This is a genomic window from Streptomyces sp. NBC_00102 (assembly GCF_026343115.1).
In the GTDB taxonomy this organism is placed as follows: domain Bacteria; phylum Actinomycetota; class Actinomycetes; order Streptomycetales; family Streptomycetaceae; genus Streptomyces.
This window is the reverse complement of sequence record NZ_JAPEMC010000001.1, coordinates 6,255,364-6,281,975: the sequence shown is the minus strand read 5'-3', so window position 1 is coordinate 6,281,975 and position 26,612 is coordinate 6,255,364. Positions and strand designations below refer to the sequence as shown.

At 71.3% G+C, this 26,612-nt stretch carries 22 protein-coding genes; 9 read left to right on the top strand and 13 right to left on the bottom strand.

All coding sequences use genetic code 11. The annotated features are described in order from the left end of the window. The first annotated feature begins 97 nt into the window (after positions 1–97). Positions 98–955 (top strand): iron uptake transporter permease EfeU, encoded by an 858-nt coding sequence (gene efeU, locus OHA55_RS27565; RefSeq protein WP_266710355.1) that lies wholly within the window; start codon positions 98–100, stop codon positions 953–955. 112 nt (positions 956–1,067) lie between these two features. Next, positions 1,068–1,664, top strand: a complete 597-nt coding sequence (locus OHA55_RS27560) for a TetR/AcrR family transcriptional regulator (protein WP_266710354.1) — start codon at positions 1,068–1,070, stop codon at positions 1,662–1,664. Positions 1,665–2,000: 336 nt separating this feature from the next. Here the strand turns inward: OHA55_RS27560 and OHA55_RS27555 are convergent, their stop codons facing one another. From OHA55_RS27555 to OHA55_RS27540, 4 genes are all read right to left on the bottom strand, one after another. Continuing rightward, positions 2,001–4,082, bottom strand: a complete 2,082-nt coding sequence (locus OHA55_RS27555; protein WP_266710353.1) for a beta-galactosidase — start codon at positions 4,080–4,082, stop codon at positions 2,001–2,003. Positions 4,083–4,146: 64 nt separating this feature from the next. Continuing rightward, complete coding sequence (locus OHA55_RS27550; protein WP_266710352.1) at positions 4,147–5,484, bottom strand: ABC transporter substrate-binding protein; 1,338 nt, start codon at positions 5,482–5,484, stop codon at positions 4,147–4,149. A 141-nt stretch (positions 5,485–5,625) separates the two neighbouring features. Further along, complete coding sequence (locus OHA55_RS27545; RefSeq protein WP_266710351.1) at positions 5,626–6,570, bottom strand: carbohydrate ABC transporter permease; 945 nt, start codon at positions 6,568–6,570, stop codon at positions 5,626–5,628. A 5-nt stretch (positions 6,571–6,575) separates the two neighbouring features. Beyond that, a complete protein-coding gene (locus tag OHA55_RS27540; protein ID WP_266710350.1) occupies positions 6,576–7,502 on the bottom strand; it encodes a carbohydrate ABC transporter permease in 927 nt (308 codons plus the stop codon). Positions 7,503–7,792: 290 nt separating this feature from the next. Between OHA55_RS27540 and OHA55_RS27535 the strand changes: the two genes are divergently transcribed. After that, positions 7,793–8,779: a LacI family DNA-binding transcriptional regulator gene (locus tag OHA55_RS27535; RefSeq protein ID WP_266710349.1), complete on the top strand. Its 987-nt coding sequence runs from the start codon at positions 7,793–7,795 to the stop codon at positions 8,777–8,779. Positions 8,780–8,901: 122 nt separating this feature from the next. On the opposite strand, the gene OHA55_RS27530 is transcribed toward OHA55_RS27535, so the two are convergent. Beyond that, positions 8,902–10,305, bottom strand: a complete 1,404-nt coding sequence (locus tag OHA55_RS27530; RefSeq protein WP_266710348.1) for a GntP family permease — start codon at positions 10,303–10,305, stop codon at positions 8,902–8,904. A 381-nt stretch (positions 10,306–10,686) separates the two neighbouring features. Between OHA55_RS27530 and OHA55_RS27525 the strand changes: the two genes are divergently transcribed. Both OHA55_RS27525 and OHA55_RS27520 read left to right on the top strand, forming a co-directional pair. After that, the gene (locus OHA55_RS27525; protein WP_266710347.1) at positions 10,687–12,426 is read left to right on the top strand and encodes a sensor histidine kinase; all 1,740 of its coding nucleotides are present in this window, start codon (positions 10,687–10,689) and stop codon (positions 12,424–12,426) included. An 80-nt stretch (positions 12,427–12,506) separates the two neighbouring features. Next, entirely contained in the window at positions 12,507–13,238 is a 732-nt protein-coding gene (locus OHA55_RS27520) for a response regulator (RefSeq protein WP_266710346.1), read from the top strand. Between the two features lie 36 nt (positions 13,239–13,274). On the opposite strand, the gene OHA55_RS27515 is transcribed toward OHA55_RS27520, so the two are convergent. Then, positions 13,275–14,177, bottom strand: coding sequence for a LysR family transcriptional regulator (locus OHA55_RS27515; RefSeq protein WP_266710345.1), 903 nt, complete (start codon positions 14,175–14,177; stop codon positions 13,275–13,277). Positions 14,178–14,321: 144 nt separating this feature from the next. On the opposite strand from OHA55_RS27515, the gene OHA55_RS27510 reads away from it, so the two are divergent. Then, positions 14,322–15,743: an MFS transporter gene (locus tag OHA55_RS27510; protein WP_266710344.1), complete on the top strand. Its 1,422-nt coding sequence runs from the start codon at positions 14,322–14,324 to the stop codon at positions 15,741–15,743. Positions 15,744–15,832: 89 nt separating this feature from the next. On the opposite strand, the gene OHA55_RS27505 is transcribed toward OHA55_RS27510, so the two are convergent. From OHA55_RS27505 to OHA55_RS27485, 5 genes are all read right to left on the bottom strand, one after another. Next, entirely contained in the window at positions 15,833–16,462 is a 630-nt protein-coding gene (locus tag OHA55_RS27505) for a hypothetical protein (RefSeq protein WP_266710343.1), read from the bottom strand. 101 nt (positions 16,463–16,563) lie between these two features. Next, positions 16,564–17,730: an ROK family glucokinase gene (locus tag OHA55_RS27500; protein ID WP_266710342.1), complete on the bottom strand. Its 1,167-nt coding sequence runs from the start codon at positions 17,728–17,730 to the stop codon at positions 16,564–16,566. 135 nt (positions 17,731–17,865) lie between these two features. Continuing rightward, the gene (locus OHA55_RS27495; RefSeq protein WP_266710341.1) at positions 17,866–18,717 is read right to left on the bottom strand and encodes an ATP-binding cassette domain-containing protein; all 852 of its coding nucleotides are present in this window, start codon (positions 18,715–18,717) and stop codon (positions 17,866–17,868) included. Further along, on the bottom strand, positions 18,714–19,778 hold the full coding sequence (locus tag OHA55_RS27490) for an ABC transporter permease (protein ID WP_266710340.1): 1,065 nt from the start codon (positions 19,776–19,778) through the stop codon (positions 18,714–18,716). The genes OHA55_RS27495 and OHA55_RS27490 overlap by 4 nt, the downstream gene beginning before the upstream one ends. Next, positions 19,775–20,764 carry a sugar ABC transporter substrate-binding protein gene (locus OHA55_RS27485; protein WP_266711204.1) on the bottom strand — a complete coding sequence of 330 codons (990 nt, stop codon included), beginning with the start codon at positions 20,762–20,764 and terminating at the stop codon, positions 19,775–19,777. Before OHA55_RS27485 ends, OHA55_RS27490 begins: the two co-directional genes overlap by 4 nt. A gap of 271 nt (positions 20,765–21,035) precedes the next feature. Here OHA55_RS27485 and OHA55_RS27480 point away from each other — a divergent pair, with 271 nt between their 5' ends. Then, complete coding sequence (locus tag OHA55_RS27480; protein WP_266710339.1) at positions 21,036–22,037, top strand: Gfo/Idh/MocA family oxidoreductase; 1,002 nt, start codon at positions 21,036–21,038, stop codon at positions 22,035–22,037. A 22-nt stretch (positions 22,038–22,059) separates the two neighbouring features. Here the strand turns inward: OHA55_RS27480 and OHA55_RS27475 are convergent, their stop codons facing one another. Continuing rightward, positions 22,060–23,256: a cytochrome P450 gene (locus tag OHA55_RS27475; protein WP_266710338.1), complete on the bottom strand. Its 1,197-nt coding sequence runs from the start codon at positions 23,254–23,256 to the stop codon at positions 22,060–22,062. A 155-nt stretch (positions 23,257–23,411) separates the two neighbouring features. Further along, positions 23,412–24,323, bottom strand: coding sequence for a DMT family transporter (locus OHA55_RS27470; RefSeq protein ID WP_266710337.1), 912 nt, complete (start codon positions 24,321–24,323; stop codon positions 23,412–23,414). A 342-nt stretch (positions 24,324–24,665) separates the two neighbouring features. Here OHA55_RS27470 and OHA55_RS27465 point away from each other — a divergent pair, with 342 nt between their 5' ends. Both OHA55_RS27465 and OHA55_RS27460 read left to right on the top strand, forming a co-directional pair. Then, positions 24,666–25,496: an aldo/keto reductase gene (locus OHA55_RS27465; RefSeq protein WP_266710336.1), complete on the top strand. Its 831-nt coding sequence runs from the start codon at positions 24,666–24,668 to the stop codon at positions 25,494–25,496. 90 nt (positions 25,497–25,586) lie between these two features. Then, entirely contained in the window at positions 25,587–26,567 is a 981-nt protein-coding gene (locus tag OHA55_RS27460; protein WP_266710335.1) for a DUF2804 domain-containing protein, read from the top strand. The last annotated feature ends 45 nt before the right edge of the window (positions 26,568–26,612 follow it).

Below are 26,612 nucleotides of genomic sequence, written 5' to 3'. Positions count from 1 at the left end.
CCGGCATCCTCGGAACGCCCGGGGCGTCCGGGGATGCCCCGCCGGGGCGACCGCTCCCCCACCGAAGCACCACACAGAACAAGAAGGTGACCACGGCATGTTCGGCAACTACCTGATCGGGCTCCGGGAGGGCCTCGAAGCCAGCCTGATCGTCTGCATCCTCATCGCCTACCTGGTCAAGACCGGCCGACGGGACGCCTTGCGTCCGGTGTGGGCGGGCATCGCCGTCGCGGTGCTCATCGCGCTGGGATTCGGCTGCGCCCTGACCTACGGCTCCCAGGAGATGACCTTCCAGGCGCAGGAGGCGCTGGGGGGCTCCCTGTCCATAGTCGCGGTCGGCCTGGTGACCTGGATGGTCTTCTGGATGCGGCGCACCGCCCGGCATCTCAAGTCGGAGCTCCACGGCAAGCTCGAATCCGCCCTGCGGATGGGCACCTTCACGCTGGTGGTGACCGCGTTCCTCGCCGTGGGGCGCGAAGGGCTGGAGACGGCGCTGTTCGTCTGGGCCTCGGTGCAGGCGTCGAGCGACGGGACCCACCGTCCGCTCATCGGCGTGATCCTCGGCCTGGCGACCGCCGTCGTCCTCGGATACCTCTTCTACCGGGGAGCCGTCCGGATCGACCTGGCGAAGTTCTTCACCTGGACGGGCGCCATGCTCGTCGTCGTGGCGGCCGGTGTACTCGCGTACGGGGTGCACGACCTCCAGGAGGCCGACTTCCTGGGTGGTCTGAACAACCTGGCCTTCGACATCCACACCGCGATCCCCGTGGACAGCTGGTACGGCTCGCTGCTCAAGGGCGTCTTCAACTTCCAGCCCGACCCGACCGTCGTCCAGGTCGTCGTGTGGCTGCTCTACCTGGTGCCGGTGCTCGCGCTCTTCCTGTTCTTCCCCGGCTCCCGTACGGGCGTACGGAAGGACCCCGCGGTCGGATCGGGCCGGCCGACGGAGGCCTGAACCGACCTCGCGGAACGGGACGGCCGCTGCCGCCGTCCGATGCGACGACACTAAGCGGAGAACTCTCCGATTTCACGGGGTAACCGGAGAGCTCTCCGCTACGCTGCTCCGCATGACCGCCCCCACCGAGCGCGCCGACGCCGCCCGCAACCGCCTCCGCATCCTCGACGCCGCCCGGCGCCTGCTCGCGTCGGACAGTTCCGCGGACCTGTCGCTGGACACGGTGGCCAAGGAAGCCGGGGTCGGGGTCGGCACGGTCTACCGGCGGTTCCACAGCCGGGCGGGGCTCGTCTACGCACTGATCGACGACAACGAGACCCGCTTCCAGGACACGTTCGCACGGCACTGCGAGGACAGGGCGCCGTCGGCACACGAGCGGCTGCGCACCTTCCTGCACGGCCTGGCCCAACTGGTCGACGCGAACGCCGGGTTGCTCCTCCTGGCAGAATCCAGCGTGCCCGCCGGCCGCTACCACAGCGCCCCTTACCGCCGACACCACGGACAGATCGCCGGCATGGTCGCCGAGTTCGCCCCCGACGTGGACACGGCCTACCTGGCGGACCTGATCCTGATGGCCTTCACGCCGGGCCTGTTCGCCTTCCAGCGCACCGAACGCGGATGGGACCTGGAGCGCATCAAACGCGGCCTGGACACCCTGATCGCCGGCATCGGGGCCGAGGGGAAGGCGGGCGCTCAGCAGCCGTGGTGAGCCTCGGCGGCGCGCACGAGGGAAAGGGCAACGCCCGTCCGCGTTCCAGCACGCCGCTGGTCGTCGGGTTCCGCAGGATCGTCCGGGCGAACGCCAGGGCCGGTTCCTCCGGTGCGGCACGGGCGAGTTCGCGCAGTTCCGTCGCGGTCGGGGCCGCGTGCACCGTCGCCGTCGGAGTCGTGACCGGAAGGTCGGCACGGGTGAACCGGAAGTCCGGGGCGGGCTTTCTCACGACCGTGCCACACGGAGCCATGCACACGGGCCGGGCCGGGGCGAATGGGTCACCCCGGCCGACGGGCCCACCGCCCCGGACCGGCCGGGAGCCGACTGCGGCCGCTACACCGCGCTCCGGGCCTCCACCGTCTGCCGCAGGACCGCCACCCCCCGGGGCGGCAGGGCGAACGTCTCACCGGCCGGGGGTCCGACCAGCACCTCGCCGGTCAGCCCGGGCAGCGGGACCTCGGCGTCACCGTGGTTGACCAGGAAGACGTACCGGTCGGCGCCGTCGCGTCGCACGACCTGCTCGACCGTGCCCCGCGCCTGCTCGGGCAGTTCACTGGTCACGCCGGCCGGTTCGAGCAGGCGGGGAAGCAGCGCGGCCAGGCCGTCGGCGCCCAGGCGGGTGGAGACGTACGTCGCCGTGCCCTGGTCCGGGACGCGGCGGCGGGTGACGGCCGGGCGTCCGGCGTACGTTCCGGTGCGGTAGTGGGCGAGGGTCTCCACGTCGGGGCCGGCGACGTCGATCCGGTCGGTCCAGAGGCTGCCGGTCAGGGCTCCGGCCGCACCGGGGGCGGGATCGAGGCCGACCGTGTCCCCGTCGAGCAGCGGGCCGAACTCCTCGACGCGGATGCCGAGCAGGTCGCGCAGGGCGCCGGGGTATCCGCCGAGCCAGATGTGGTCGTTCTCGTCGACGACGCCGGAGAAGTAGGTGGTGACGAGGTGCCCGCCGCCTTCGACGTAGCGGGTGAGCTCCTTGGCCAGCGTCTGCGGCACGACGTGCAGGACCGGGGCGATCACGACGTCGTACGGGCCGAGCTCCGTACGGTGCGCGGGGACGACGTCGGCGCGCACACCGAGACGCAGCAGCGCGGAGTACCAGTCGAGGGCCTCGCGGTGGTAGTCGAGGAGGGAGGTGGGGTGCGAGTCCTGCTCACTGGCCCACCAGGAGTCCCAGTCGAAGAGGATCGCGACCCGGGCGGGTTCGCGCACGCTGCCGCCCAGGGGTGCGAGTGCTTCCAGGGTGCGGCCCAACTCCACCACATCGCGGAAGAGCCGGCTGTCGGATCCGGCGTGCGGAACCATCGCCGAGTGGTATTTCTCGGCGCCGGCCGCGGACTGGCGCCACTGGAAGAAGCAGACGGCGTCGGCCCCGTGGGCGACATGCAGCAGTGAGTCGCGCGCCAGCTCTCCCGGCCTCTTCGCCAGGTTGACGGGTTGCCAGTTGACGGCGCTGGTGGAGTGCTCCATGAGGAACCACGGGCGGTGGTGCGCGATCCCGCTGGTCAGGTTGGCGCAGAAGGAGAGTTCTTCGCGGCTGTGCGGACCGGTGGTGGCGTAGTGGTCGTTGGAGACGAAGTCGACCGCGTCCGCCCAGTCGGCGTAGTCCATCCCCTTCGTCCCGCTCATCACCATGAAGTTGCTGGTGACGGGGGTGCCGGGGGTGATCTCGCCCAGGATCTCGCGTTCGGCGAGCAGGTATTCCTTCAGGGCGTCCGAGGAGAAGCGCTTGAAGTCGAGCTGCTGGGTCGGGTTGGGGTGCGAGCCCGCCAGGCGGGGCGGCAGGATCTGGTCCCAGTCGCCGTAGCGCTGGGACCAGAAGTTGGTGCCCCAGGCGTGGTTGAGGGCGTCGAGCGTGGTGTAGCGGCGGCGCAGCCAGTCGCGGAAGGCGTGGGCCGCGTCGTCGGAGTAGTCGTAGACGTTGTGGCAGCCCAGTTCGTTGCTGACGTGCCAGGCGACGAGAGCCGGGTGGTCCGCGTAGCGGGTCGCCATCTCCCGTACGAGGCGCAGGGCGTGGCTGCGGAATACGGGCGAGGTGGGCCGCCAGTGCTGCCGCGCGCCGGGCCAGACGGTCTCGCCGGTGGCGGTGACCGGGAGGATCTCGGGGTGCGCGGTGGTCAGCCAGGGCGGCGGGGAGGCGGTCGCGGTGGCGAGGTCGACACCGATGCCACCGGCGTGCAGCAGGTCCATGACCTCGTCCAGCCACCCGAAGTCCCAGCTGTCCGACTTCGGTTGGATTCGCGCCCAGGAGAAGATCGCCAGAGAGACGGTGTTCACCCCGGCCTCGCGCATCAGCCGGACGTCCTCCTCCCACACCTCCCGCGGCCATTGCTCGGGGTTGTAGTCGGCGCCGTAGCCGAGCCGGCGGCTGCCGTCGGGGCCCTTCGCGTACGGGAAACGGGAGATGCGGGGGGAGGTCATGCGCGTCCTTCCACAGGCCGGGTTGAGAAGGGGCCGCCGGGCGGTGCCCGGACGGCCCCGGGTGCTACTTCTCGACGGTGAAGCCCTGCTCGCTGCCGTACTGGAGCGACTTGTCCTGCCACGTCTTCAGGCCGTCGGACAGCTTGGTCGAGGAGATGTACGCCTTGCCTACGGTGTCGTTGAAGATCGAGTTGGAGTACACCTGGTACGGCAGGTAGCTCCAGCCGCTGGGCACGTTCTTGGCGGACTCGGCGAAGATCTGGTTGGCCTTCTGGCCGCCGAAGTAGGGGAATTCGGTGTCCTGGAACTCCTGCGAGTTCAGGTCGGCGGTGGTCGCCGGGAAGGCGCCGTTCTTGATGCGGGTCTGCACGCCCGCACCGGAGTTGGCGTATTCGACGAAGGCGTAGGCGAGTTCCTTGTTCGCGCCCTGCGTGGGCAGCGCGAGTGAGCTGCCGCCGTTCTCGGCGCTGGAGTTCGCGCCGGCCTCCCACTGCGGCAGCGGTGCGACACGCCAGTCGCCGGCGGCGTCCTTCACACCGGAGGCGAAGTTGGCGGGCATCCAGGCACCGATCGGCAGGGTCGCGATGGTGCCGTCGCCGAGGCCCTTGTACCAGTCGTCGCTCCAGCCGGCGATCGGCGAGACGAGCTTCTCGTCGATCAGCTTCTGCCAGGTGTCCGTGTACGTGACGGCGCCCGCGTCGGTGAAGTCGATGCCGACCTTCGTGCCGTCGACCTTGTACGGGTGCGAACCGGCCTGCCAGAGAAGGCTGGTGGTCAGCCCTGCGTCACCGAGGTCGCTGGTGATGTACGCCTTCGGGTCGGCCTTGTGGAGCGTGCGGGCTGCCTCGACGTACTCGTCCCAGGTGGTCGGCACGGCGATCTTGTACTTGTCGAAGACCTTCTTGTTGTAGAAGAGAGCCATCGGGCCGGAGTCCATCGGCAGGCCGTAGACACCGCCGCCGGTGGCCACCGAGTTCCAGGGGCCGGGCGAGTACGAGTCCGCGAGCTTGTCGGCGCCGTACGCCTTGAGGTCGGCGACCTGCTTGGTCAGGGCGTACTGGCCGAGCGCGTAGTACTCCAGCTGGGCGACGTCGGGGACGCCCTTCTTCGCGGCGATGGCGTTCGACAGCGCCTTGTACTCGTCGTTGTTGGTGCCCGCGTTGACCAGCTTGATGTCGACCTTCGGGTACTTCTTCTCGAAGTCCTCGGCGACCTGCTTCAAGGTGGGCTCCCACGCCCAGACCGTGACGGTGCCGCCCTTCTGCAGTGCGGCCTGGATGTCGGACGGACTCGCCTGCTTCTGGGCGGAGTCGTCGTCGGAGCCACCGCAGGCGGTCGCCCCCAGGGCCAGGGCGCAGACGAGACCGAGGCCGCGCAACAGGCGGCGTGAGTGCTGGGACATGGCGGTATTTCCACTTCCTCGTGGGTCGATCGACATGACGTGCGGACAGAGAGGGCGAGGTGGGCGGCGATCACCCGACAGGCGCGGACGACGGGCCCGAACGGGACCGCCCGGGCCCACGCGCTCGCGCGGCGGGCCGCGCTATTCCTTGACGCTTCCGGCGGCGAGGCCGGACTGCCAGTACTTCTGCAGGAGCAGGAAGGCGGCGATCAGCGGCACGATGGTGAGCAGCGAGCCGGTGACGACCAGGTTGAAGACGGCTTCGCCGCCGGCCGTGGCCGCCTGTTTGTTCCAGGCGTCCAGGCCGAGGGTGAGCGGGTACCAGTCGGGATCCTTGAGCATGATCAGCGGCAGGAAGTAGTTGTTCCAGGTGGCGACCGTGGTGAACAGCAGCACGGTGACGGTGCCCGGGGCGAGCAGCGGCAGCGCGACCTGGAAGAAGGTGCGCAGCTCGCCGGCTCCGTCGATGCGGGCGGCCTCCATCAGCTCGGCGGGGACGGCCTCGCCGGCGAAGACCCACATCAGGTAGAGCCCGAAGGGTGAGATCAGCGAGGGGATGATCACCGCCCAGGGGGTGTCCGTCAGGCCGATCTTGCTGAACAGCAGGAAGGTCGGGACGGCGAGTGCGGTGGTGGGTACGGCGACCGCGCCGATGACGACCGCGAACACGGCGCGCTTGCCGGGGAACCGGAACTTGGCGAGCGCGTAACCGCCGAGCACGGCGAGGAAGGTGGCGCCGCCCGCGCCGACGACGACGTAGAGGAGGGTGTTGAGGAACCAGCGGCCGAAGACGCCGTCCTGGTAGGTGAAGGTCTGGCTGAGGTTGTCCCACAGGGCGAAGTCGCCGTCGAACCAGAGGCCGAACGAATGGGCCAGCCCCGTCTGGGACTTGGTGGCGCTGAGCACCAGCCAGACCAGCGGGAGCAGGCTGTAGACGAGGACCACGCCGGTGACCACGGTCAGCAGCACGCTGCGCCGGGGGCGGCCCGGGGTGTACGCGCGGCGCTGTGCGCGCAGCCGGGGTGTGGCGGTGCTCCTGGGCCTCGCGGCGGGAGGTGCGGTCTCGGTCGCACTGTTCGTCGTCATCACGCTCACGCTTCCTTGCGCATGCCGCGCAGTTGGACGGCGTAGGCGACGATCATGGTGATCACGCCCATGACGATGGCGACCGTCGCCGAGTAGTTGTGCTGCTGGCCGGAGAAGGACAGCGAATACGTGTAGTAGTTGGGGGTGTAGTCGGTGGTGATGGCGTTCGGCGCCAGCTTCTGCAGGATGGCCGGCTCGTTGAAGAGCTGGAAGCTGCCGATGACCGAGAAGATCGCCGCGATGACCAGGGCGCCCCGGATCGCCGGGAGTTTGATCGCCGACACGACCCGCCACTGGCCGGCCCCGTCGATCTCGGCGGCCTCGTAGAGGGAGTTCGGGATCACGCGCAGGGCCGAGTAGAAGATCAGCATGTTGTAGCCGACGAACTCCCAGGTGACGATGTTGCCGATCGAGGCGAGGACCAGCCCGGAGGAGAGCGGGTCGGGCAGGTGCGTGCCGAACGCGTCGTTGATGTCACCGACCAGGCCGAACCGGGGGCCGTACAGGAAGCCCCACATGAGGGTGGCGACGACGGCGGGCACCGCGTAGGGCAGGAAGACGGAGATCCGGAAGAACTCCTTGCCGTAGAGGCGTCCGCTGTCGATGGCGAGCGCGACGAAGAGCGCGATGCCGAGCATGATCGGCACCTGGATCACCAGGAAGAGTCCGACCCGGCCGACACCCTCCCAGAACTGTGAGTCCTGGAACGCCTGCTGGTAGTTGTCGAAGCCGACGAACGTGGTGCCGCCGATCAACTGGGTACGGAACAGGCTCAGGTAGATCGAGTACCCGAGCGGCACCAGGAAGACCAGGGCGAAGACGAGCACGAAGGGGCCGATGAACCCCCACCCCGTCCATGAACGGCGGGGCCGTGTCGTCGGAGGACCGGCCGGGCGGACCCCTGTGGCCGCCGGCGGTTGCAGCGTCGTCATCTCGCGCCCCTCGCTCGTGCTTCACCGGACCGGACAGGCCGTTCACGTGCGCGTTCCGGTCCGGTGAACGGGCTCGCCCCAACTGCCCGCCTGGCATTATGTTTACGTAAACATCTGGTGGCGGCATGTCTACACTGCCCCCAGACGGGCGGTCAAGAGCCGTACACGAAAGGCGATGAACGATGGGGGAGACGGTGGACGAAGCAGGCGAACGCTCCCCGGACACAGGTGCGTTCCCGACCGGGGCGACCCCTGGAGCCGGGAGTCCGAAGCGCCGCAGAACCGTCTCGATGGCGGACGTGGCCCGTGTCGCGGGGGTGTCCTCCCAGACGGTCTCCCGCGTCTCCAACGGCTTCCCGGGCGTGAACGAGGAGACCCGCCGGGAGGTCCTCGCCGCGATGAAGGACCTGGGTTACCGCCCCAACAGCGCGGCCCGCGCCCTCAAGCGCGGCGAGTTCCGCACCATCGGCGTCATCACCTTCACGCTCTCCACCACCGGCAATGTGCGCACCCTGGAGGCCATCGCGACCTCGGCCGCGCAGGAGGGGTACGCGGTCACCCTGCTGCCGGTCGCCGTCCCCACGCAGGACGAGGTCCGGGGCGCCTTCTCGCGTCTGGGCGAACTCGCCATCGACGCGGCCATCGTCATCATGGAGGTCCGCCTCCTCGACGAGGCGCGCCTCTCACTGCCGCCGCACGTGAAGGTCGTCGTCGCCGACTCCGACGCCGGGGACCGTTACGCCGTGGTCGACACCGACCAGGCGGGCGGCACCCGCGATGCCGTCGACCACCTCCTGGGTCTGGGCCATCGCACCGTCTGGCACCTCGCGGGCCCGGAGGACTCCTACGCGGCACAGCGCCGGGCGGACGCCTGGCGTGAGGCCCTGGAGGTCCGGGGAAGAGTGGCACCGCCTCTCGTACGGGGAGACTGGTCGGCGGAGTCCGGCTACCGGGCCGGCCTGCGTATCGCCGAACAGGCCGACTGCACCGCCGTGTTCGCCGCCAACGACCAGATGGCTCTCGGCCTGCTGCGCGCGCTCTCCGAGCGGGGCCGCAGAGTGCCCCAGGACGTCTCCGTCGTCGGTTTCGACGACATCTCCGAGGCCGGTTCCTTCCTGCCCCCGCTGACCACCGTCCATCAGGACTTCGGCGAGGTGGGCCGTCGCTGCGTCGCGGGCGTCCTGCACCAGATGCGGCGGAGCGGACCCGAGCACGGAACGACTCTCGTGCCGACGCGCCTGGTGGTACGGGACAGCACCGCTCCCCCGCCCGCGTAGCGCCTGCGGCCCGGATCACGACGGACACGCCTCGGCCGGTCGCGCGGCACCGGTGGGGGTGCGACCGCGGACCGGCCGGAGGGAGCGGGCAGGGGCGTGCGCCCCTGAAGGACCTGAGGGGATCAGGCGAAGACCGACAGCAGCAGTGCCATCAGCAGTCCGCAGACGCTCACGATGGTCTGGATGGCGGTGTGCGACTTCGTGGCCTGGCCGAGAGTCATCCCGAAGGACTCCTTCACCAGCCAGAAGCCCGCGTGGTTGACGTAGTTGAGGCCGATCGATCCCGCGCCGACGGCCACCACGAGGAGTGAGGTGTGCAGGCTGCCGCCGTCCTGCGCGAGTGGCGCGAGGATGCCCGTCGCGGCGACGATGCCCACCGTGGCGGAACCGGTGGAGAAGGAGAGCAGCAGGGCCATCAGCCAGCCCAGCACGATCACGTTGATGTGCATGCCGGAGGCGGCGGACTCGACGGCCTGGCCGATCCCGGAGTCTTTGAGCACCTGGTTGAACGCCCCGCCGCCCGCGATGATCAGCAGGATTCCGGCGACGGCCTTCAGGCTGTCGGTGAGCGCGGCGCGGATGGAGTCGGTGGAGAGGCCGCTGCGGTACCCGAGGGCGAACAGCGCGAAGAGGAAGCCGGCGAGCATGGCGATCACCGGTTCGCCCAGGAAGGCGAACACGTGGCGCACCTGGCTGGACTCGTCGTACACGAGCTCCGCGAGGGTGCGCAGCAGCATCAGGGCGACCGGTACGAGCACGGCGGCGAGGGCCCATCCGGTGCGGACCTCCTTCGTCCGGGTCCCCGACTCCTGCGGGGTGTCGTCCGCGGCGGGGCCGCTGCCGGTGAACTTGGCGATCAGCTCGGGGTCGGGGCGCGCGTCGAGACGCGGGGCTATCCACCGGCCGTACACGGGGCCGGCGACGATGATCGTGGGTATCGCGCAGATCAGGCCCACGGCGATGCTCATGCCGAGGTTCGCGTGCAGGCCCTCCACCGCGACCAGCGGGCCGGGGTGCGGGGCCACCATGCCGTGCAGGGTGGACAGCGCGCCGATCACGGGCGCCGCCAGGTAGACGTAGGGAGATCCCTTGATCTTCCGGGTGCGTTCGAGGCGCTGGGCCACGCTGAAGATCAGCGGGAGCAGGACGATCAGGCCGATCTCGAAGAACATCGGGATGCCGATGACGAAGGCCGCCGCCGTCACGTACCAGGGCAGTGAGCGGGCGCTCGCGCGGTCGACGATCATCCGGGCGATCCGGTCCGTGGCGCCCGAGGCCGACAGCAGTCGTCCCAGCATCGCGCCGAAGGCGAGGGTGACGCCGACGTCGCCGAGGATGCCGCCCGCGCCGTCCTCCAGGGACTCGGCGATCTTTTCGACCGGCTGTCCGGCCGCGAGGGCGACGCCGACCGAGACGGTCATCAGGGCGACGAAGGGGTGGAACCGGAGCCGCGAGTTGATCAGCGTGATCAGCACGGCTATCGCCGCGGCCAGGATGATCAGCAGCGTCCACGTGTGGCCCGTCACAGTCGGCCTCCCGACCGGCCGTGGGTGCCCGTGCGCGGGCGTGATGCGGTGCGTGTCGTCGTCATTGACGTCATGGATGAACTCCTGGTCTGCGGCTCGACTTGTCCCCGCGGGAACGTATCGACCGGGTACCGCACCGCTCCAGATTCTGCGCGTAACCCGTGAAACCCCTGATCCGCGCGTTCTGCGCATTCTGTGCACGGGGCTTTCGGGGGTTACCGTCGGCGGATGGAAATCGTGGAACCGCCGGGCCGGGGGCCGTCTCCGGCAGAGCGCCCGCCCCGGGGGCGGTCGTACCGGCGCACGGCCGGCCCGCGGCCGGGGCGGTCCGGACGGCATCGGTTCACGCGGTGGTTCGGCGGGATGCGGCTGCGGACCCACGTGCTTCTCCTGCAGTGCGCGGTGGTCGCGGTCACCCTCGCCGCGGCATTCGCCGCCTTCGCCTACTCCAACGAGCACCGGCTCGACCGGGAGTACCAGTCGCGTGCGCTCGCGGTGGCCCGGACGGTCGCCTCCGAACCCTCGGTGCGGAGGGCGGCGGCCGAGTTCTCCGCGGCCGACGACCGCCCGGGAGGCGGCGCGGCCCACACCCCGCGGGCGACTCTCGCCCGGGGCGCGGCGCAGACCGTGGCCGAGGAGGCACGGATCAGGACCGGATCGCTGTTCGTCGTCGTCACGGACGACCAGGGCATCCGGCTGGCCCACCCGGAACTCTCGCAGCTGGGCAGGAAGGTGAGCACCGACCCCTCGGGCGCGCTCGCCGGACACGAGGTGCTGGCGCGGCACCGCGCCCACCTCGGCGACGAGGTCGTCGCGAAGGTTCCGGTGTACGCACCCGGCTCGGACACCGAGATCGTCGGCGAGGCGAACGCGGGTCTCGCCGCGTCGGACGTACGGGCCCAGTTCGTCCGCGTACTCCTCGGTGGCCTCGGCTGGCTGGTGGTGGCGCTGGTGCTGGGCGTCGCCGCGTCCGCGCTGCTGGCCGGCCGGTGGAAGCGCCTGACCCTCGGGCTGGAACCCGAGGAGCTGGCCGCGCTGGTGCAGGAGCAGGAGGCGGTCCTGCACGACATCGGGGAGGGCGTCCTGGCCGTGGACCCCGACGGGCGGGTCACCGTCGTCAACGACGAGGCGCGCCGGCTGCTCGCGCCCGGGGCCGCCCCCGGCCGGGATCTCGCGGAGCTGGGGCTGACGCCCCGGGTTGCCGAAGCGCTCCGCGACCCGGCGCCGGGGCCGTTCATGGCGGCCGTCGACGAACGGGTGCTGGTGATCTCGTCCCGCGCGGTGCGGCGCGACGGCCGCGATCTCGGCACCCTGCTGACCGTCAAGGACCGCACCGACGTCGAATCCCTCACCCGTCAGCTCGACGCGGTGCAGGCCATGAGTTCGGCGCTGCGCGCGCAGCGCCACGAGTTCGCCAACCGGCTGCACGTGGTCTCCGCCCTGGCCCGCGGCGGGCATCTCGCCGAGACCGCCGAGTACATCGACACGATCCTCGGGACGGGACCGCTGGGCGAGGCGCTGCCCGGCCTCGACCTGGTCCGCGACTCGTACCTCCGCGCCTTCCTGTCGGCGAAGGCCGCGCAGGCCCGCGAGAGGGGCGTGACCCTGGTGATCGGTGACGCCACCTGGGTCGAGGGCACCCTCGCCGCGCCCGTCGACGTCACCACCGTCTTCGGCAACCTGGTCGACAACGCGATCGAGGCCGCTCAGCACGGGCAACGCGCCGAGGCGCTCGTGGAGGTGGAGCTCATGACGGAGGACACCACCCTGGTCATCACCGTCGCCGACACCGGCGACGGGGTCGCGCTCGACCCGGCGCGGGAGGTGTTCAGCGAGGGCGTCTCCACGAAGAACCACGACGCGGTCGTCGGCGGCCGGGGCATCGGCCTCCCGCTGGCCCGTGAGATCGCGCGTACCGGGGGTGGCGACGTCTACCTTGCGGAACCCGGCGCACCGCCCGTATCCCCCGAAGGCCCCGAGAGCCACGAAGGCCTCAAGAGCCATGAGAGCCCTGAGAGCTCCGAGAGCCACGAAGGTCGCGGCCTCGCCCGCGCCGGAGCGGTCTCCGGCGGGGCGGTGTTCGTGGCCCGGCTGCACGACGTCATGGAAGCGAGCCGATGACCGAGCGAATGCCCGACCCGACGACCGGTCCGACGACCGGTCCGACGACCGGTCCGATGACCGGTCCGATGAGCGGTCCGATGAGCGAACGAGTGACCGACCCGACGACCGTTCCGGCACCCGCCGCGCCCGACCGGCCGCCGTTCTCCGTCCTCGTGGTCGACGACGATTTCCGCGTCGCCGGCATCCACGCCTCGCTGGTGGAGGAGGTCCCCGGCTTCACGGTGGCGGGCACCCCCCACACGGCCTCGGCGGCGCTGGCGGCCGTCGCCGCCGCCACGGCCGCCGGCACCCCCGTCGACCTGGCGCTGGTGGACATCTACCTGCCCGACGGTTCCGGCATCGACCTGCTGCGCCGCCTGGAGTGCGACGCGTTCGTGCTCAGTGCGGCCACCGAAGGGCCGGTGCTGCGCCGCGCCCTGTCGGCGGGCGCCCTGGCCTGTCTCGTCAAACCGTTTCCGCCCGAGCTGCTGACGGAGCGGCTGCGGGGCTACGCCCGGTTCCGGCAGCTGATGGACGCCGGTTCCGTGGACCAGTCGACCGTCGAGAGAGCGTACGGCGCTCTGCGAGAGCCGTACGTACGCCGCCCCGAGCGCCGGCCGACCGCGCGGACGCTGACGGGCGACGCGGTGCTGGCCACCGTACACACCTCCCCGGAGCCGCTCTCGGCGGCGCAGGTGGGCGAGCTGATCGGTGTCTCGCGCGCCACCGCCCAGCGCTATCTCGCCTCCCTCGTCTCGGCGGGCCGCCTGCGGATGAACCTGCGCTACGGCACGACGGGGCGCCCGGAGCAGGAGTACCGGCCGGGATGACCGGGCCGTGCGACCGTGACCGGTCAACGCCCGGCGTCAGACGCCGAGTTGCTCGCGCAGCACCCTCTGGAAGCCCATCAGGCCGGGGTTGGCGGAATTGCGGTCCAGCCAGGTCATGGTCACCGTGGTGCGCAGATCGGTGCCGCCGACCTCCACGACGGCCACCTCGCCCCGGTCCGCCTGCGCGCGCACCGAGATCAGTGGGAGCAGCGCACAGCCCATCCCGGCCGCCACGCACGCGCCCAGCGTGCCGATGCCGGAGACCTCCGCGATCGGTTCCCCCGACGGTACCGACCCGAAGGTGTTGTCGTACATCTCCCGGAATCCGCAGCCCCGTTCGGTGGCCAGGAAGGGTTCCGCGGTCAGCTCGTGCAGGCCGGCCCGTCCGCGTTCGGCGAGGTGGTGGCCGGGCGGCACGATGACGACCAGAGGCTGTTCGGCCAGCGTCTCGGAGCGCAGGCCCGCGTCGGCGGGCGGGTCGCCGAAGGTGAGGCAGAGGTCCAGGTCGCCCCGGCGCACCGCCTTGTACAGCTCACCGCGGCTGTCCTGACCCACGCGCACCCGGGCCCGCGGGTGGAGCGAACGGTACTGGGAGAGAACGCTCGGCAGCAGATGCAGTCCCACGGTCTCCAGCGTGCCGATGGCCAGTTCGGAACCGGGCCGCGAGACCGCCCATCGCGCCTCCTCCAGGAGCTTGAGGATCCGGTCGGTGTACTCCGAGAGCATCGCGCCCTGCGGAGTGAGCCGGATCGCCCGCTGCGACCTGTCCAGTAGCTCCACGCCCAATTCGCGCTCCAGGGAATGGATCTGGTCGCTCACACTGGACTGCGCGTAGTGCAGTTCACGAGCCGCCCGCGTGACACTGAGTGTCCGGGCCACCGTCTCGAACGTCCGAAGATGCCGCAACTCCACTGATCCACCCCTCAGTTGCCGACCCATCGGCTGAACCGATGGGACCCATAGGGTATTCCGTCCGTCACCGGCACCCACTTCGCTTCCGCCTCGCCTTGAATGAGGAGTCCGTCCCCGACCGCCCCGACCGGGCGGGGGATTGAACCGATTTTCGAAACCTGGGAGAAACACATGGCGACGCAGGCGGAACCACAGCGGGCTTCCGTCACCGACGAGGAACCGGCCGGTAAGCCTTCGCGCGCTCTGCTGGTCGGACTCTCGCTCGGTTACTTCATGGTGCTGCTGGACATGACCGTCGTCTCGGTCGCGCTCCCGGCGATCTCCCGCGATCTGCGCATCGGGCTGAGCGGACTGCAGTGGGTCACCAACGGCTACACCATCACCTTCGCCGCGCTGCTGCTCACGGCCGGCTGGCTGTCGGACCGGTACGGCGGACGGCGGATCTTCCTCTGGGGCCTCGTGGCGTTCGGAGTCCTCTCCGGTGTGTCGGCCGCGGCGTCCTCCCTCAGCACACTGGTGGTACTGCGCCTGGCCCTGGGCGTCGCGGGAGCGCTGCTGCTGCCCGCGTCCCTGGCCTTGATCACCCACGCGTACACCGACGCGGCCGAGCGGGCCCGCGCGGTCGGGTCCTGGGCCGCGATCACGGGTGCCGCGCTCGCCGCGGGTCCGCTGGTGGGCGGTGTCCTGACCGACACCGTCGGGTGGCGCTGCATCTTCCTGATCAACGTGCCGTTGGCCGCGGTCAGCCTGGCCGTCACCTGGCGGCTGGCCCCGGAGACCGCGCGCAAGCAGCGCGGCGGCCTCGACCTGACCGGGCAGTTCAGCGGTGTGGTCGCGCTCGCGGCGCTGGTGTACGCCCTGATCGAGGGCCCCTCGGAGGGCTGGTCGGACGGTGGCGTACTGATCGGCTTCGCGCTGGCGGCCCTCGCGGTGGTGGCCTTCCTGGTCGCCGAGTCGCGCGCCGGTGACGCGGCGATGCTCCCGCTGCGGATGTTCCGCAGCCGTGGGTTCTCAGCCGCGCTGGCCTCCGGTCTGCTGGCCAACTTCGGACTCTCGGGGCTTCTGTTCGTCCTGTCGCTGTTCTTCCAGGAGAGCCGCGGCTACTCGTCCCTCAGCGCCGGGCTCGCCTTTCTTCCGCTGACGCTGCCGACCGCGTTCAACCCGATCTGGACCGGGCGCTTGGTCGGCCGTATCGGCCCGCGCCGCCCTGCCACGATCGGCTTCGTCCTGATGGGGATGGGCGCGCTGCTCCAGGCACCGTTCACCGGCGGCTCCGGCGTCGATCTCACCGTCACCGTGGTGGGCCTGCTCGCCTTCGGGTTCGGGGTCTCCTTCGCCCTGCCCGCCCTGGTGGCCGGGACGGCGGGCTCGGTCCCGGCCGACCTCGCCGGCATCGGGGCGGGAGCCCTCAACTCCGCCCGTCAGGTGGGCGCCTCGCTGGGTGTCGCCGCCCTCGGCGTGATCCTCGGGCTGGCCCCGACCAACGCCGACGGAACCCGGTGGGCGCTGGTCGCGGGAGCGGCGGCCCTGCTTTTCGGAGCTCTCCTCGCCGGCACGGGACTGCGCGGGAAGAGCCCCTCCGCCGCAGGCTGACGCTCCTCGGCACGGGGCGCCGGTTCCGCCCTCCCGCCACCTGACCGGAGCCCGGCGGAAGCCGTCCGTGCCGGACCCGCGGTTCCGTGTCAGGGGGTCGCGGCGGAGACCACGTAGACGACCGGGGACGCCGGGTCGGTCATGTTCACGGTGATGTTCTGGGTGGGCCGGGGGTCCTTGTTGCGGTGCGTCGTCCCGGCCCAGTCGGCGCCGGACCAGAAGTTCCAGTCGGTGATCCTGATGTCCCGCTGGGAGATCGTGATCTTGCCGGTCTTCAGGGCCGCGCGGTCGGTTCCCATTCCGCTCAGGAAACGGTCGAGACCGGCGGAGGTGGTCCGGAACTTCAGGTACATCCGGCTCGCCTTCCAGTTGTTGGTCTCGTAGTACTGCACACCGGTCGCGTTCCCCGGGACGGGCACCTCGAAGATCCGCCGCTGCATGCGCGAGGGCCAGCTCACCCGCAGCCCCTGGGCGGCCGCCTCGGCCTCCTTGTCCTTGCCGGACGCGCGGCTCTGGCCCGCCGAGACCAGCAGGTAGCCGGCCGGGATGCCGATCAGCAGCACGATGATCGTCGCGGTGATCAGCCGTCTGCGGAAGACCCTGCGCGCGTCGTGCGCGGAATCGCCGTCCCCCGGTGCGCACTGGCGCGGCACCACGGGATGCTCGGCGGCGTCGGCGACCACGGTTCCCTCGGAACGGGGATGATCGGCTGCGGTCATGGTCTTCGGATCCTCGGAGCTTCGTCGCGCGGGCGGGTTGCGGTACCGGTCGGCCGGGCGAACCGTGCGGGAGCGGGCCCCCGCCGGTCCGTCCGGTGGGGTCAGTCGCCCGTACGGGCGCTCCGCGTGCTGCGCAGGGTGCTCGCGGCCTGGTCGTAGATCTGGGCGTAGCGCTCGTACCGCTCGACCCGGCGGCGGTTGGCGCGGCGGAAACGGCGGGCGACGAGCCGGGCGAGATCGGCGGCGCCGACCATGCCCGCCTCGGGGCCGAGCTGGGCCCGGACGATCCGGGCCTCGGGGCGGTAGCCGCGGCCGGTGAGCTGGCGCTTGAAGGCGTCCCGGGCGGGGTTGATCAGCAGGTCGTCGGCGGCGCTGACGCCCCCGCCGATGACGAAGCAGGAGGGGTCGAGCGCGGCGGCGAGGTTGGCGATGCCGACGCCGAGCCACTGGCCGATGTCCTGGAAGAGCTCGATGCACATGGCGTCGCCCTCACGGGCGAGCTCGGTGATGAGCGGCCCGGTGATCTCCGGGACGTTGCCCTTGACGCGCTCGATGAGGTTGTACGCGACCGGGGAATCGGCGGCGGCCAGTTCCTTGGCCTCGCGGACCAGGGCGTTGCCGGAGCTGTACTGCTCCCAGCAGCCGCGGTTACCGCAGGGGCAGCGGTGACCGCCGGGGACCACCTGCATGTGCCCGAACTCGCCGGCCACGCCGTACTTGCCCCGCTTGACCTGCCCGTCCTCCAGGATCGCGCCGCCGATGCCGGTGCCGAGGGTGATCATCACCAGGTGGTCCTCGCCCCGGCCGGCGCCGAAGCGCCACTCGGCCCAGGCGGCGGTGTTCGCGTCGTTGTCGACCATGACGGGGACGACGAGGCGGGAGGCGAGCGCGTCGCGCAGCGGTTCGTCGCGCCAGGCGAGGTGCGGGGCGAACAGCACCTTGGAGCGGTCCGCGTCGACCCAGCCCGCCGCGCCGATGCCGACGGCGTGCACGTCGTGGCGGTCGGAGAGGTCCAGCACCAGCTCGACGATGGTGTCCTCGACGACCCGGGGGCTCTTGGACTTGTCGGGCGTCTCGGTGCGCAGCTTCTCCAGGATGTTGCCGTCCGCGTCGACGACGCCGGCCATCACCTTGGTGCCGCCGATGTCGATGCCGACGGTGTTGACGCGGGGCGCCGTGAGGTGGGAGCGCCGCTCCCTCGTACCGACGGTCTTGAGGACGGTGGCGCGGGCGGAGCCGCGGTGGGTGAAGTCGCGGTACGTGCTCATCGTCCCTGCGGTGTCTGGGGTGGCCGGCGGGTCAGTGCTGCCGGCGGCGGACGGCGCCCACCTCGCTCGATTCTGCCACTGCCGTCCGCCCCGAGCCGCCTCGGCGGCTTCCGCCGGGGCGGAGCCGCCGCCGGTTCACTCTCCGTCGTCGTCCACCGGGTGGCCGCCGATGGAGGTCGGCGCGGGGGCGCGTTCGAGCTCCTGGCCGAGCTCGTCGAGCTCGCTGCCGCCCGCCATCTGCCGGGTCAGCTCGTCGAGAGTGATGCCGCCCTTGGCGTGGCTGCCTGCCATCGCGCCGCGCTTGAGGAGGACGAACCGGTCGCCGACGAGGAAGGCGTGGTGAGGGTTGTGCGTGATGAGTACCACTCCGAGTCCGGCGTCCCGGGCCGCCGCGACGTACTTCAGTACGACTCCGGACTGCTTGACGCCGAGCGCGGCCGTGGGCTCGTCCAGGACGAGGACCTTGGCGCCGAAGTGGACGGCCCGCGCGATGGCCACGCACTGCCGCTCACCGCCGGAGAGGGTGCCGATCGGCTGGTCGACGTCGCGAAGGTCGATGCCCATGCGGAGCAGCTCGGCGCGGGTCGTCTCGCGCATCAGCCGGACGTCCAGGCGCTTGAACGGGCCGGAGCCGGTGGTCGGCTCCGAGCCGAGGAAGAAGTTGCGCCAGACCGGCATGAGCGGGACGACGGCGAGGTCCTGGTAGACCGTGGCGATGCCCCGGTCCAGGGCGTCGCGGGGGTTGACGAGGGTGGTCTCCTCGCCCTCGATCCGGAAGGCTCCGTCGTCGTGCCGGTGCAGACCGGCGATGATCTTGATGAGGGTGGACTTCCCGGCACCGTTGTCGCCGAGCACGCAGGTGATCTCGCCCGCGTGGACCTCCAGCGAGACGTCGGTCAGGGCCTTGATGCTGCCGTAGTACTTGCTGACGTGTTCGAGCTGGACCAGCGCCTGGGGGGCCGTCGCCCGGGTGTCCGGGGCCGTCATGTCGTCGCCTCCGCGCGCTTGCGTACCCATGTGTTGAGCAGAGTGGCCAGGAGCAGCATCGCTCCGAGGAAGAACTTGAACCAGTCCGGGTTCCACTCCGCGTAGACGATGCCCTTGCTGGTCATGCCGAAGATGATGGCGCCGACGGCCGAGCCGATCGCGGAGCCGTAGCCGCCGGTGATCAGGCAGCCGCCGATGACGGCCGCGATGATGTAGATCAGCTCGTTGCCCACGCCCTCGCCGGACTGGACCACGTCGAAGCTGAAGAGCAGGTGCTGGCCGGAGACCCAGGCGGCGAACGCCACTCCGAGGTAGAGGCCGATCTTGGTGCGGATCACCGGGACTCCGACCGCGCGGGCCGCGCTCTCGTCGCCGCCGACCGCGAAGATCCAGTTGCCGAAGCGGGTGCGGATCAGGATCCAGGTGGCGACGGCGACCAGGACCAGCCACCAGAGGATCGTCACCTTCAGCTCGACGCCGCCGAGGGTGAGCTGCGAGGCGAAGACCGCGTGGGCGGAGTCGAAGCCCCACATGTCGCCGATCGCCTTGGTCGACACGGTGCCGCTGATGAACTTGGTGAGACCGAGGTTGAGGCCGGTCAGCATGAGGAAGGTGCCGAGCGTGATGATGAAGCTCGGCAGCTTCGTCCGGGTCAGCATGAACCCGTTGAACGCCCCGAACGCCAGGGTCACCAGGAGCGAGACGAGGACGCCGACCCAGACGTTGGCGGTCATCTGGTAGCTGAACATCGAGGAGACCAGCGCCGAGCTGGTCACCATGACGCCGGCCGAGAGGTCGAACTCCCCGCCGATCATCAGCAGCGCCACCGGCGCGGCCATGATCCCGATGGTGGAGGCCGCGTAGAGCACGGTCCCGAAGCTGGACAGCCGCAGGAAGCTGTCGGCGATCACGGCGAAGAAGAGGAAGACGGCGAGGGCGCCGACGACGGAGCCGAGTTCGGGGCGGCCGAGGAGCTTGCGCAGCGGTGAGGTGCGCAGCAGCCGCTCGTCGGTGCCGCCTGGCGCCGGGGCCGGGGCGGTGGAGTGTCCGGTTCCCGTCATCGGGTGCCCCGGGCGGTGTACTCGGCGAGTTCGTCGGCGTCGTCGGCCGTGATGACCTGCGGACCCGTGAGGACGGGCTGGCCGCCGCCGAGGACGTTGCGGTTGAAGCGGTAGAGCCAGAGCAGGTCGACCGCCTCGTAGCCCTGGAGGAAGGGCTGCTGGTCGACGGCGAAGCCGAGGGTCTTGTCCTTGAGCCCGGCGGCGACCTTGGCGTTCAGGTCGAAGGTGTCGATCTCGGCGTCGCTGCCGGCGGACTTCTTGGCCTGCACGGCCGCGTCGGCGAAGGGGGCGCCGAGGGTGACGACGGCGTCGATGCTGTTGTCGGTCTGGAGCTTCGCCTCGATGGACGCCTGGACGTCGGGCATGTTGGTGCCGTCGACGTAGAGGTTGGTGGTCTTGCCCTCGAAGTTCTTCTTCACACCGGCGCAGCGCTGCTCGTGGCCGACGTTGCCCTGCTCGTGCAGGACGCAGAGGACGTTCTTACGGCCGCGCGTATTGAGCTCGTCGCCGACCGCCTGGCCGGCGATCGACTCGTCCTGGCCGATGTGGGTGATCGCGCCGTACGCCTTGGACTCGGCGGAGCCGGAGTTCACGGTGATCACCGGGATGCCGGCCCTGGTGGCCTTGGCGACGACGTCCTTCATCGCTTCGGGCTTGGCGAGCGAGACGATGATCCCGTCGACCTTCTTGTCGATCGCGGCCTGGACGAGCTGCGCCTGCTGCTGCGCCTCGTCGTTGTGCGAGTACAGGAAGTTGATGTTGTCCTTGTCGGCCGCCTCGTGGGCGCCCTTCTGGACGATGTCCCAGAAGGTGTCGCCATCGCCCGAGTGGGTGATCATGGCGAACGTCCAGCGGGGCGTGTTCACGGCCGAATGGCCCTCGGAGGCGGCCTGGGATGCTGCCGCGCGTTCCTCCGCCCGCCTGCCGCCGGTGCTGCTGCATCCCGCGAGGGAGGCCCCGAGCACCACTGCCAGCACGGCGCCCATCGCGCGTACCCCTGTCCGAACCCTTGCCACGAAGCCGTGCCCTTCTTGTGCCGCTCACTGTGCCGTCTGGTGCGCCGCGGACGTGTGGAGTCCCGGCCCGGCTGCCCAAGTATCCCCGAGGTTCGACGGGCGGCACCCGGCAGGGCCCGGCCAAATGAATGTGTCGCCCGGACGTGTGGACGAATTCCCAGGTCGCAGGCGGGCAGGAGGTGCGGGTGGGGCCCTTTGCGCGTGCTTGACACGGTGACAGGGCGGACGCCACCGTGAGGCCATGCGTATCGGACTGGTCGGAACGGGACGTATCGGCACTTTCCACGCGGAGGCGCTCGGCCGCCATCCCGCGGTGGATTCGCTCGTCGTGGCGGACGCCGATCCGGCCCGCGCGGCCGCAGCGGCGGCCCGTACGGGCGGGACCGCTGTGGAGGTCGACGAGGTCTTCGGCGGCGGGGTGGACGCCGTGGTGATCGCGTCGGCCACGGCCGCCCACGCCGGCCTGGTCGCCCGCGCGGCCCGCGCCGGACTGCCCGCGTTCTGCGAGAAGCCCGTCGCCCTGGACCTGCCGGGGACGCTGGCCGCGCTGGCGGAGGTGGAGGCGGCGGGGTCGGTGCTCCAGCTCGGCTTCATGCGCCGCTTCGACGCCGGATACCGCGCCGCGCGCGAGGCGGTCCGTGAGGGGCGGCTCGGCCGGCTGCACACGGTACGGGCGGTCACCTCCGACCCCGCCCCGCCGCCGGCCGCCTACCTCCCGCTCTCCGGGGGGCTCTTCCGCGACTGCCTGATCCACGACTTCGACATGGTGCGGTGGGTGACGGGCCGCGAGGTGAGCGAGGTGTACGCCACCGGGTCGGACGCGGGTCCGGCCGCCTTCCGCGAGGCGGGCGACGTGTCGACGGCCGCCGCCCTGCTGACCCTGGACGACACCACCCTGGTGACGGCCACCGCGACACGGTGCAACGGCGCCGGGTACGACGTGCGGATGGAGCTGGCGGGCGAGCTGGACCAGATCGCGGTGGGCCTGGACGACCGCGCCCCGCTCACCTCGGTGGAGCCGGGGGGCCCGGACGCCCCGCTGAAGGCCTGGCCCGGCTTCCTTGAGCGGTTCGCCCCGGCGTACGAGGCCGAGCTCGACGCCTTCGTCCGGCTGGTGGCGGGCGGGGCGGCCAATCCGTGCGACGGCCGGGAGGCCCTGGCGGCGCTGCGGATCGCCGAGGCGTGCGAGCGCTCGCGGCGGGAGCGGCGCCCGGTGGCGATGAGCGAGATCCCCGGCGGCTGAGCGGGCCCGGGGCCCGGGGGCTCTACCAGGCGATCGGGAGGCTCTCGGGGCCCCGGATCAGCATCCCCGTACGCCAGGTGAGCCGGTCCGGATCGATGTCCAGCCGCAGGCCGGGGCAGCGGGCCAGCAGCGAACCGAGCGCGATCCGCGCCTCGACCCGGGCGAGCGGTGCGCCGAGGCAGTAGTGGATGCCGTGGCCGAAGGAGACGTGGCCGCGCGCGTCGCGGGTGATGTCGAAGCGTTCCGCGCCCTCGAAACGGGCGGGGTCCCGGTTGGCGTCCGCCAGCGCGACGAGGACGAGCTCGCCGCCGCCCGGGATCACGGAGCCACCGACGTCGAGCGGCCCGGTGGTGAAGCGGAACGTGGGTGTCTCGACCGGGCTGTCGTAGCGCAGGATCTCCTCCACCGCGTTGCCGAGCAGCCCGGGGTCGGCGCGCAGGGCCGCCAACTGGTCGGGGTGGGCGAGGAGATGGAGCACCCCGTTGGTGATGAGGTTGACGGTGGTCTCATGGCCGGCGACGAGCAAGAGCCATGCCATGCCCGCCAGTTCGTCTCCGGAGAGCCGGTCCCCCTCCTCGTCCGCGGTGTGGATGAGCGCGCTCATCAGGTCGTCGCCCGGCTGCCCCCGCTTGTCGTCCAGCATCGTGGCGATGTACGCGTTCATCGAGGTGACGGCGGAGCGGCGCGCCTCGGCGTCGATGGAGGAGAGGGCGGTGTTGGACCACTCACGGAAACTCACCCGGTCCATGTCGGGCACGCCGAGCAGCTCACAGATCACCGCCATGGGCAGCGGGAACGACAGCGCGTCGACGAGATCGGTGCCCTGACCGGGCTCCGCCAGCATCGCGTCGAGCAGATCGTCCGTCATGCGTTGTACGCGCGGGACGAGTTGCTCCATCCGACGCGGGGTGAACTCGCGGCTCACCAGCTTGCGGAGCCGGGTGTGGTCCGGGGCGTCGGAGCTGAGCATCGACGGTCCGGCCGTCATCTGGTGGAGGTTGAGGAGCGGCGAGGCGTTCCTCCACTCCTTGGAGAGCCGCTGGTCGGCGAGGAGTTCGCGCCCGGCTTCGTACCCCACCACGAGCCAGGCGGGCGTTCCGCCGGGCAGGACCACCCGGTGGACCGGCCCCCGGGCGCGGAGTTCGGCGTAGTAGGGGTACGGGTCCCGGGTGAACGCCTCACCCAGGGCGCCCAGATCCAGTATCGCTTCGGTGGTCACTGCGGTTCCCTTCGCAGGTGCGGCCGCGTCGACCGGGTGCGCTCCGCGGCCGGCGCGTGACGGCGGCGGGAGCGGCCCCGCCTCCGTGCGTGTCCCTACCTCACCATGGGACGGTCCAACCCTCCTGGCCCCGGACGCGGTTGCACATGGCCGGTTCAGACCTGTGCGCCGCGCCGGCCCCAGGCCGTGCCTGCCAGAACCAGTACGGCGCCCACCGCCCCGAGGACCCCGAGCCGCTCGCCGCCGATCGCGGTGCCGACGGCGGCGGCCCACAGCGGTTCCGTACCGAGCAGCAGGCTGACCCGGGACGGCGAGGTGCGCCGTACCGCCCACATCTGCACGAAGAACGCGAAGAGCGTGCAGAAGGCGGCGAGGAAGAACAGGCCGGCCCACTCCCCCGCGCCGAACCCGGCGGCCACCGTCCAGGGCGGGGCGCCGGTACCGGGCGCGGCGGCGAGCACCGCGAAGACGGCCACCGCGCTGCCCAGCTGGACGGTGGTCAGGGGGAGCGAGTCGGCCGACTGGACGGCCTTGATCCGGGCCATCGCGAGGACGTGGACCGTACGGGCGAGGGCGGCGAGCAGCATCAGCAGGTCGCCGCCGGACGGGCTGGTGAACCCGCCTCCCTGCGTCAGCAGCACCACGCCCAGGACCGAGAGTCCGGCGGCGAGGAGGAAACGGCCGGTCGGCCGGGTGCGGGTGACGACCGACTCGGCGAGCGGGGTGAAGATCATGGTCAGGCTGATGATGAGACCGGCGTTGGTGGCCGAGGTGTGCACGATGCCGTACGTCTCCAGCAGGAAGATCCCGCTGAGGATCAGCCCGAGCAGCCCCGCACCCCGCCACTGGGCCGCCGTCAGGGCCCTCAGGCCACGCGCTCCGGCGACGGCCAGGACGGGCAGCACGACCGCGAAGCGCAGTACGAGGACCGCGACGACGGTCTGCGGGGTGGTGATGCCCTTGGCCGCGAGGTAGCTCGATCCCCAGACGACGGCGACCGCCAGCACGGGCAGGTCGGTCGACCAGGCGGGTCGGGACGGGGCGGCGGGCACGGCGACAGCGGACACCTGGTACTCCTGGGTTCTCCACGACGGGGTTCCACGGCGGGGTTCCACGGCGTGGACTCCCCGGAGTGGACTCCCCGGCTGGGGTTCCGCGACGGGGGTTCCGCGACGGGGACCTCTCCGCGACGGATGCGGCGTGGAGACCTCGCTGGCTCGCACACGGACCGGCCCACGTTATCCGGTGCCGGTCGCGGGCGTCACCCGCTTTCCCGGGCGGGTGTCACCCGTTCGCCCGTCCGCGCACGCCCCTCCCCCACTTCCCACGGGGTCCACTCCCCGCGACCCGACGGCGGCCGCAGGACGGTCCTACGCTGGCGGGACGTACGGATTCGGGAAAGGACGATCATGAGCACCACTCCCCAGCTCGCCCTTCTGGACCACCGCAGCCTCCCCGCGGTCGGTCTCGGCACATATCCCCTGGACGACGACGGGGCGGAGAAGGCCGTCGCCGGGGCGCTGGGCCTCGGCTACCGCCTCGTCGACTCGGCCAAGAACTACGGCAACGAGCGCGGCACCGGCCGCGGGATCGCCCGCAGCGGGGTGCCGCGCGAGGAGATCACCGTCACCACCAAGGTGCCCGGCCGCCACCACGGCTACGAGGAGACGCTGGCCTCCTTCGAGGAGTCGCGGACCGCGCTCGGCGTCGAGTACGTCGACCTCTATCTCATCCACTGGCCGCTGCCGCGGGTGGACAGGTACGTGGACACCTGGAAGGCGATGATCAAACTCCGCGAGGACGGGCTGATCCGCTCCATCGGCGTCTCCAACTTCACCCCCGCGCAGCTCGACCGGCTGGAGCGGGAGACCGGGGTACTGCCCGTGGTCAACCAGATCGAGCTGCATCCGCTGCTCCCCCAGGACGAGTTGAGGGAGGTGCACGCGGCGAAGGGCATCGTGACGGAGGCCTGGAGTCCGCTGGCGCGCGGCCGTGAGGTGCTGGAGGCGACGGAGACCGTGGCCATCGCCCGCGAGCACGGGGTGACGCCCGGTCAGGTGGTGCTGCGGTGGCACACCCAGCTGGGGGTGGTACCGATCCCCAAGTCGGCCGACCCGGGCCGGCAGCGGGAGAACCTGGATCTGTTCGGCTTCGAGCTGACGCCGGACCAGATGGACCGGATCGGCTCGGGAAACCGGCACCGCTTCGGTGGCGACCCGGACGACCACGAGGAGTTCTGAGCCACCGGCCGCTCCCGTACGTGCCCCGGGGCCCGGGGCGGGTCCCGCCCGCCCGGCCCCGTGCCCGCGCGGTGGCCCTATTCTGCGCGGATGACACATGAGCCGGAGTTGACGTCCCCCGTCGCCCTCTGCCGCCCCGACGGGCGGCTGAACCCCGCGGCGGTCGGCTGGACCCGGCGCCCCCTGCACACCGCCAACCTGAGCGGCTGGGGCCGGGCGAAGCGCTGGGAGTACTGGGGCATCGTCACACCGGACCACATCGTCGGCCTGGTCGCCTCGTCGCTGGACTACGCGGGTGTGCACGGGTTGTACGTGCTGGACCGGGCGTCCGGCGCCGAGCGCAGCACGGACACGGTGGTGCCGCTGGCGCGTGGCACGGTGCTGCCCGCGCGCAGCGGCGAGGGCGAGGTCTCGGTCCGGGGCGGAAAGCTGGAGATCAGGATCGTGCAGACCCCGGACGGCGCCACGATCCACGCGGCGGCTCCCGGCGTCCGCCTCGACGTGGAGGTGCCCTTGCCCGAGGGCCACGAAGCGCTCGGGGTGGTCGTGCCGTGGAGCGACAGGCGGTTCCAGTACACCGTCAAGGACGTCGGCCGTCCGGTGCGCGGCACGCTGTCGCTGGACGGGCGGAGCCACGAGGTCGGCGGCCCGGGCGCTTTCGCCGTACTGGATCACGGCCGTGGCAAGTGGCCGTACGCGATCCGGTGGAACTGGGCGGCGGGGGCGGCTCCGGGACGCGCGATCCAGCTGGGCGGCACCTGGACCGACGGTACCGGCACCACCGAGAACGCCCTCTTCGTCGACGGCCGCCTGCACAAGATCGGCGAGGACCTCAGGTGGAGCTACGACCGGTCCGACTGGCTCCGGCCGTGGCACATCGGCGGCGAGCGGGTGGACGTGTGGTTCCATCCGTTCCACGAGAGGGCCACCCGCACCAACCTGGGCGTCCTCGCGAACGAGACCCACCAGTGCTTCGGCACCTTCAGCGGCTGGGCACTGACCGACGACGGGACGACGACGGATCTCGACGGGCTGGTCGGGTGGGCCGAGGAGGCGCACAACCGGTGGTAGGACCGGGGCCGTCTCCGGCGGGGGCGTCCCGGACTGTCGACGGGC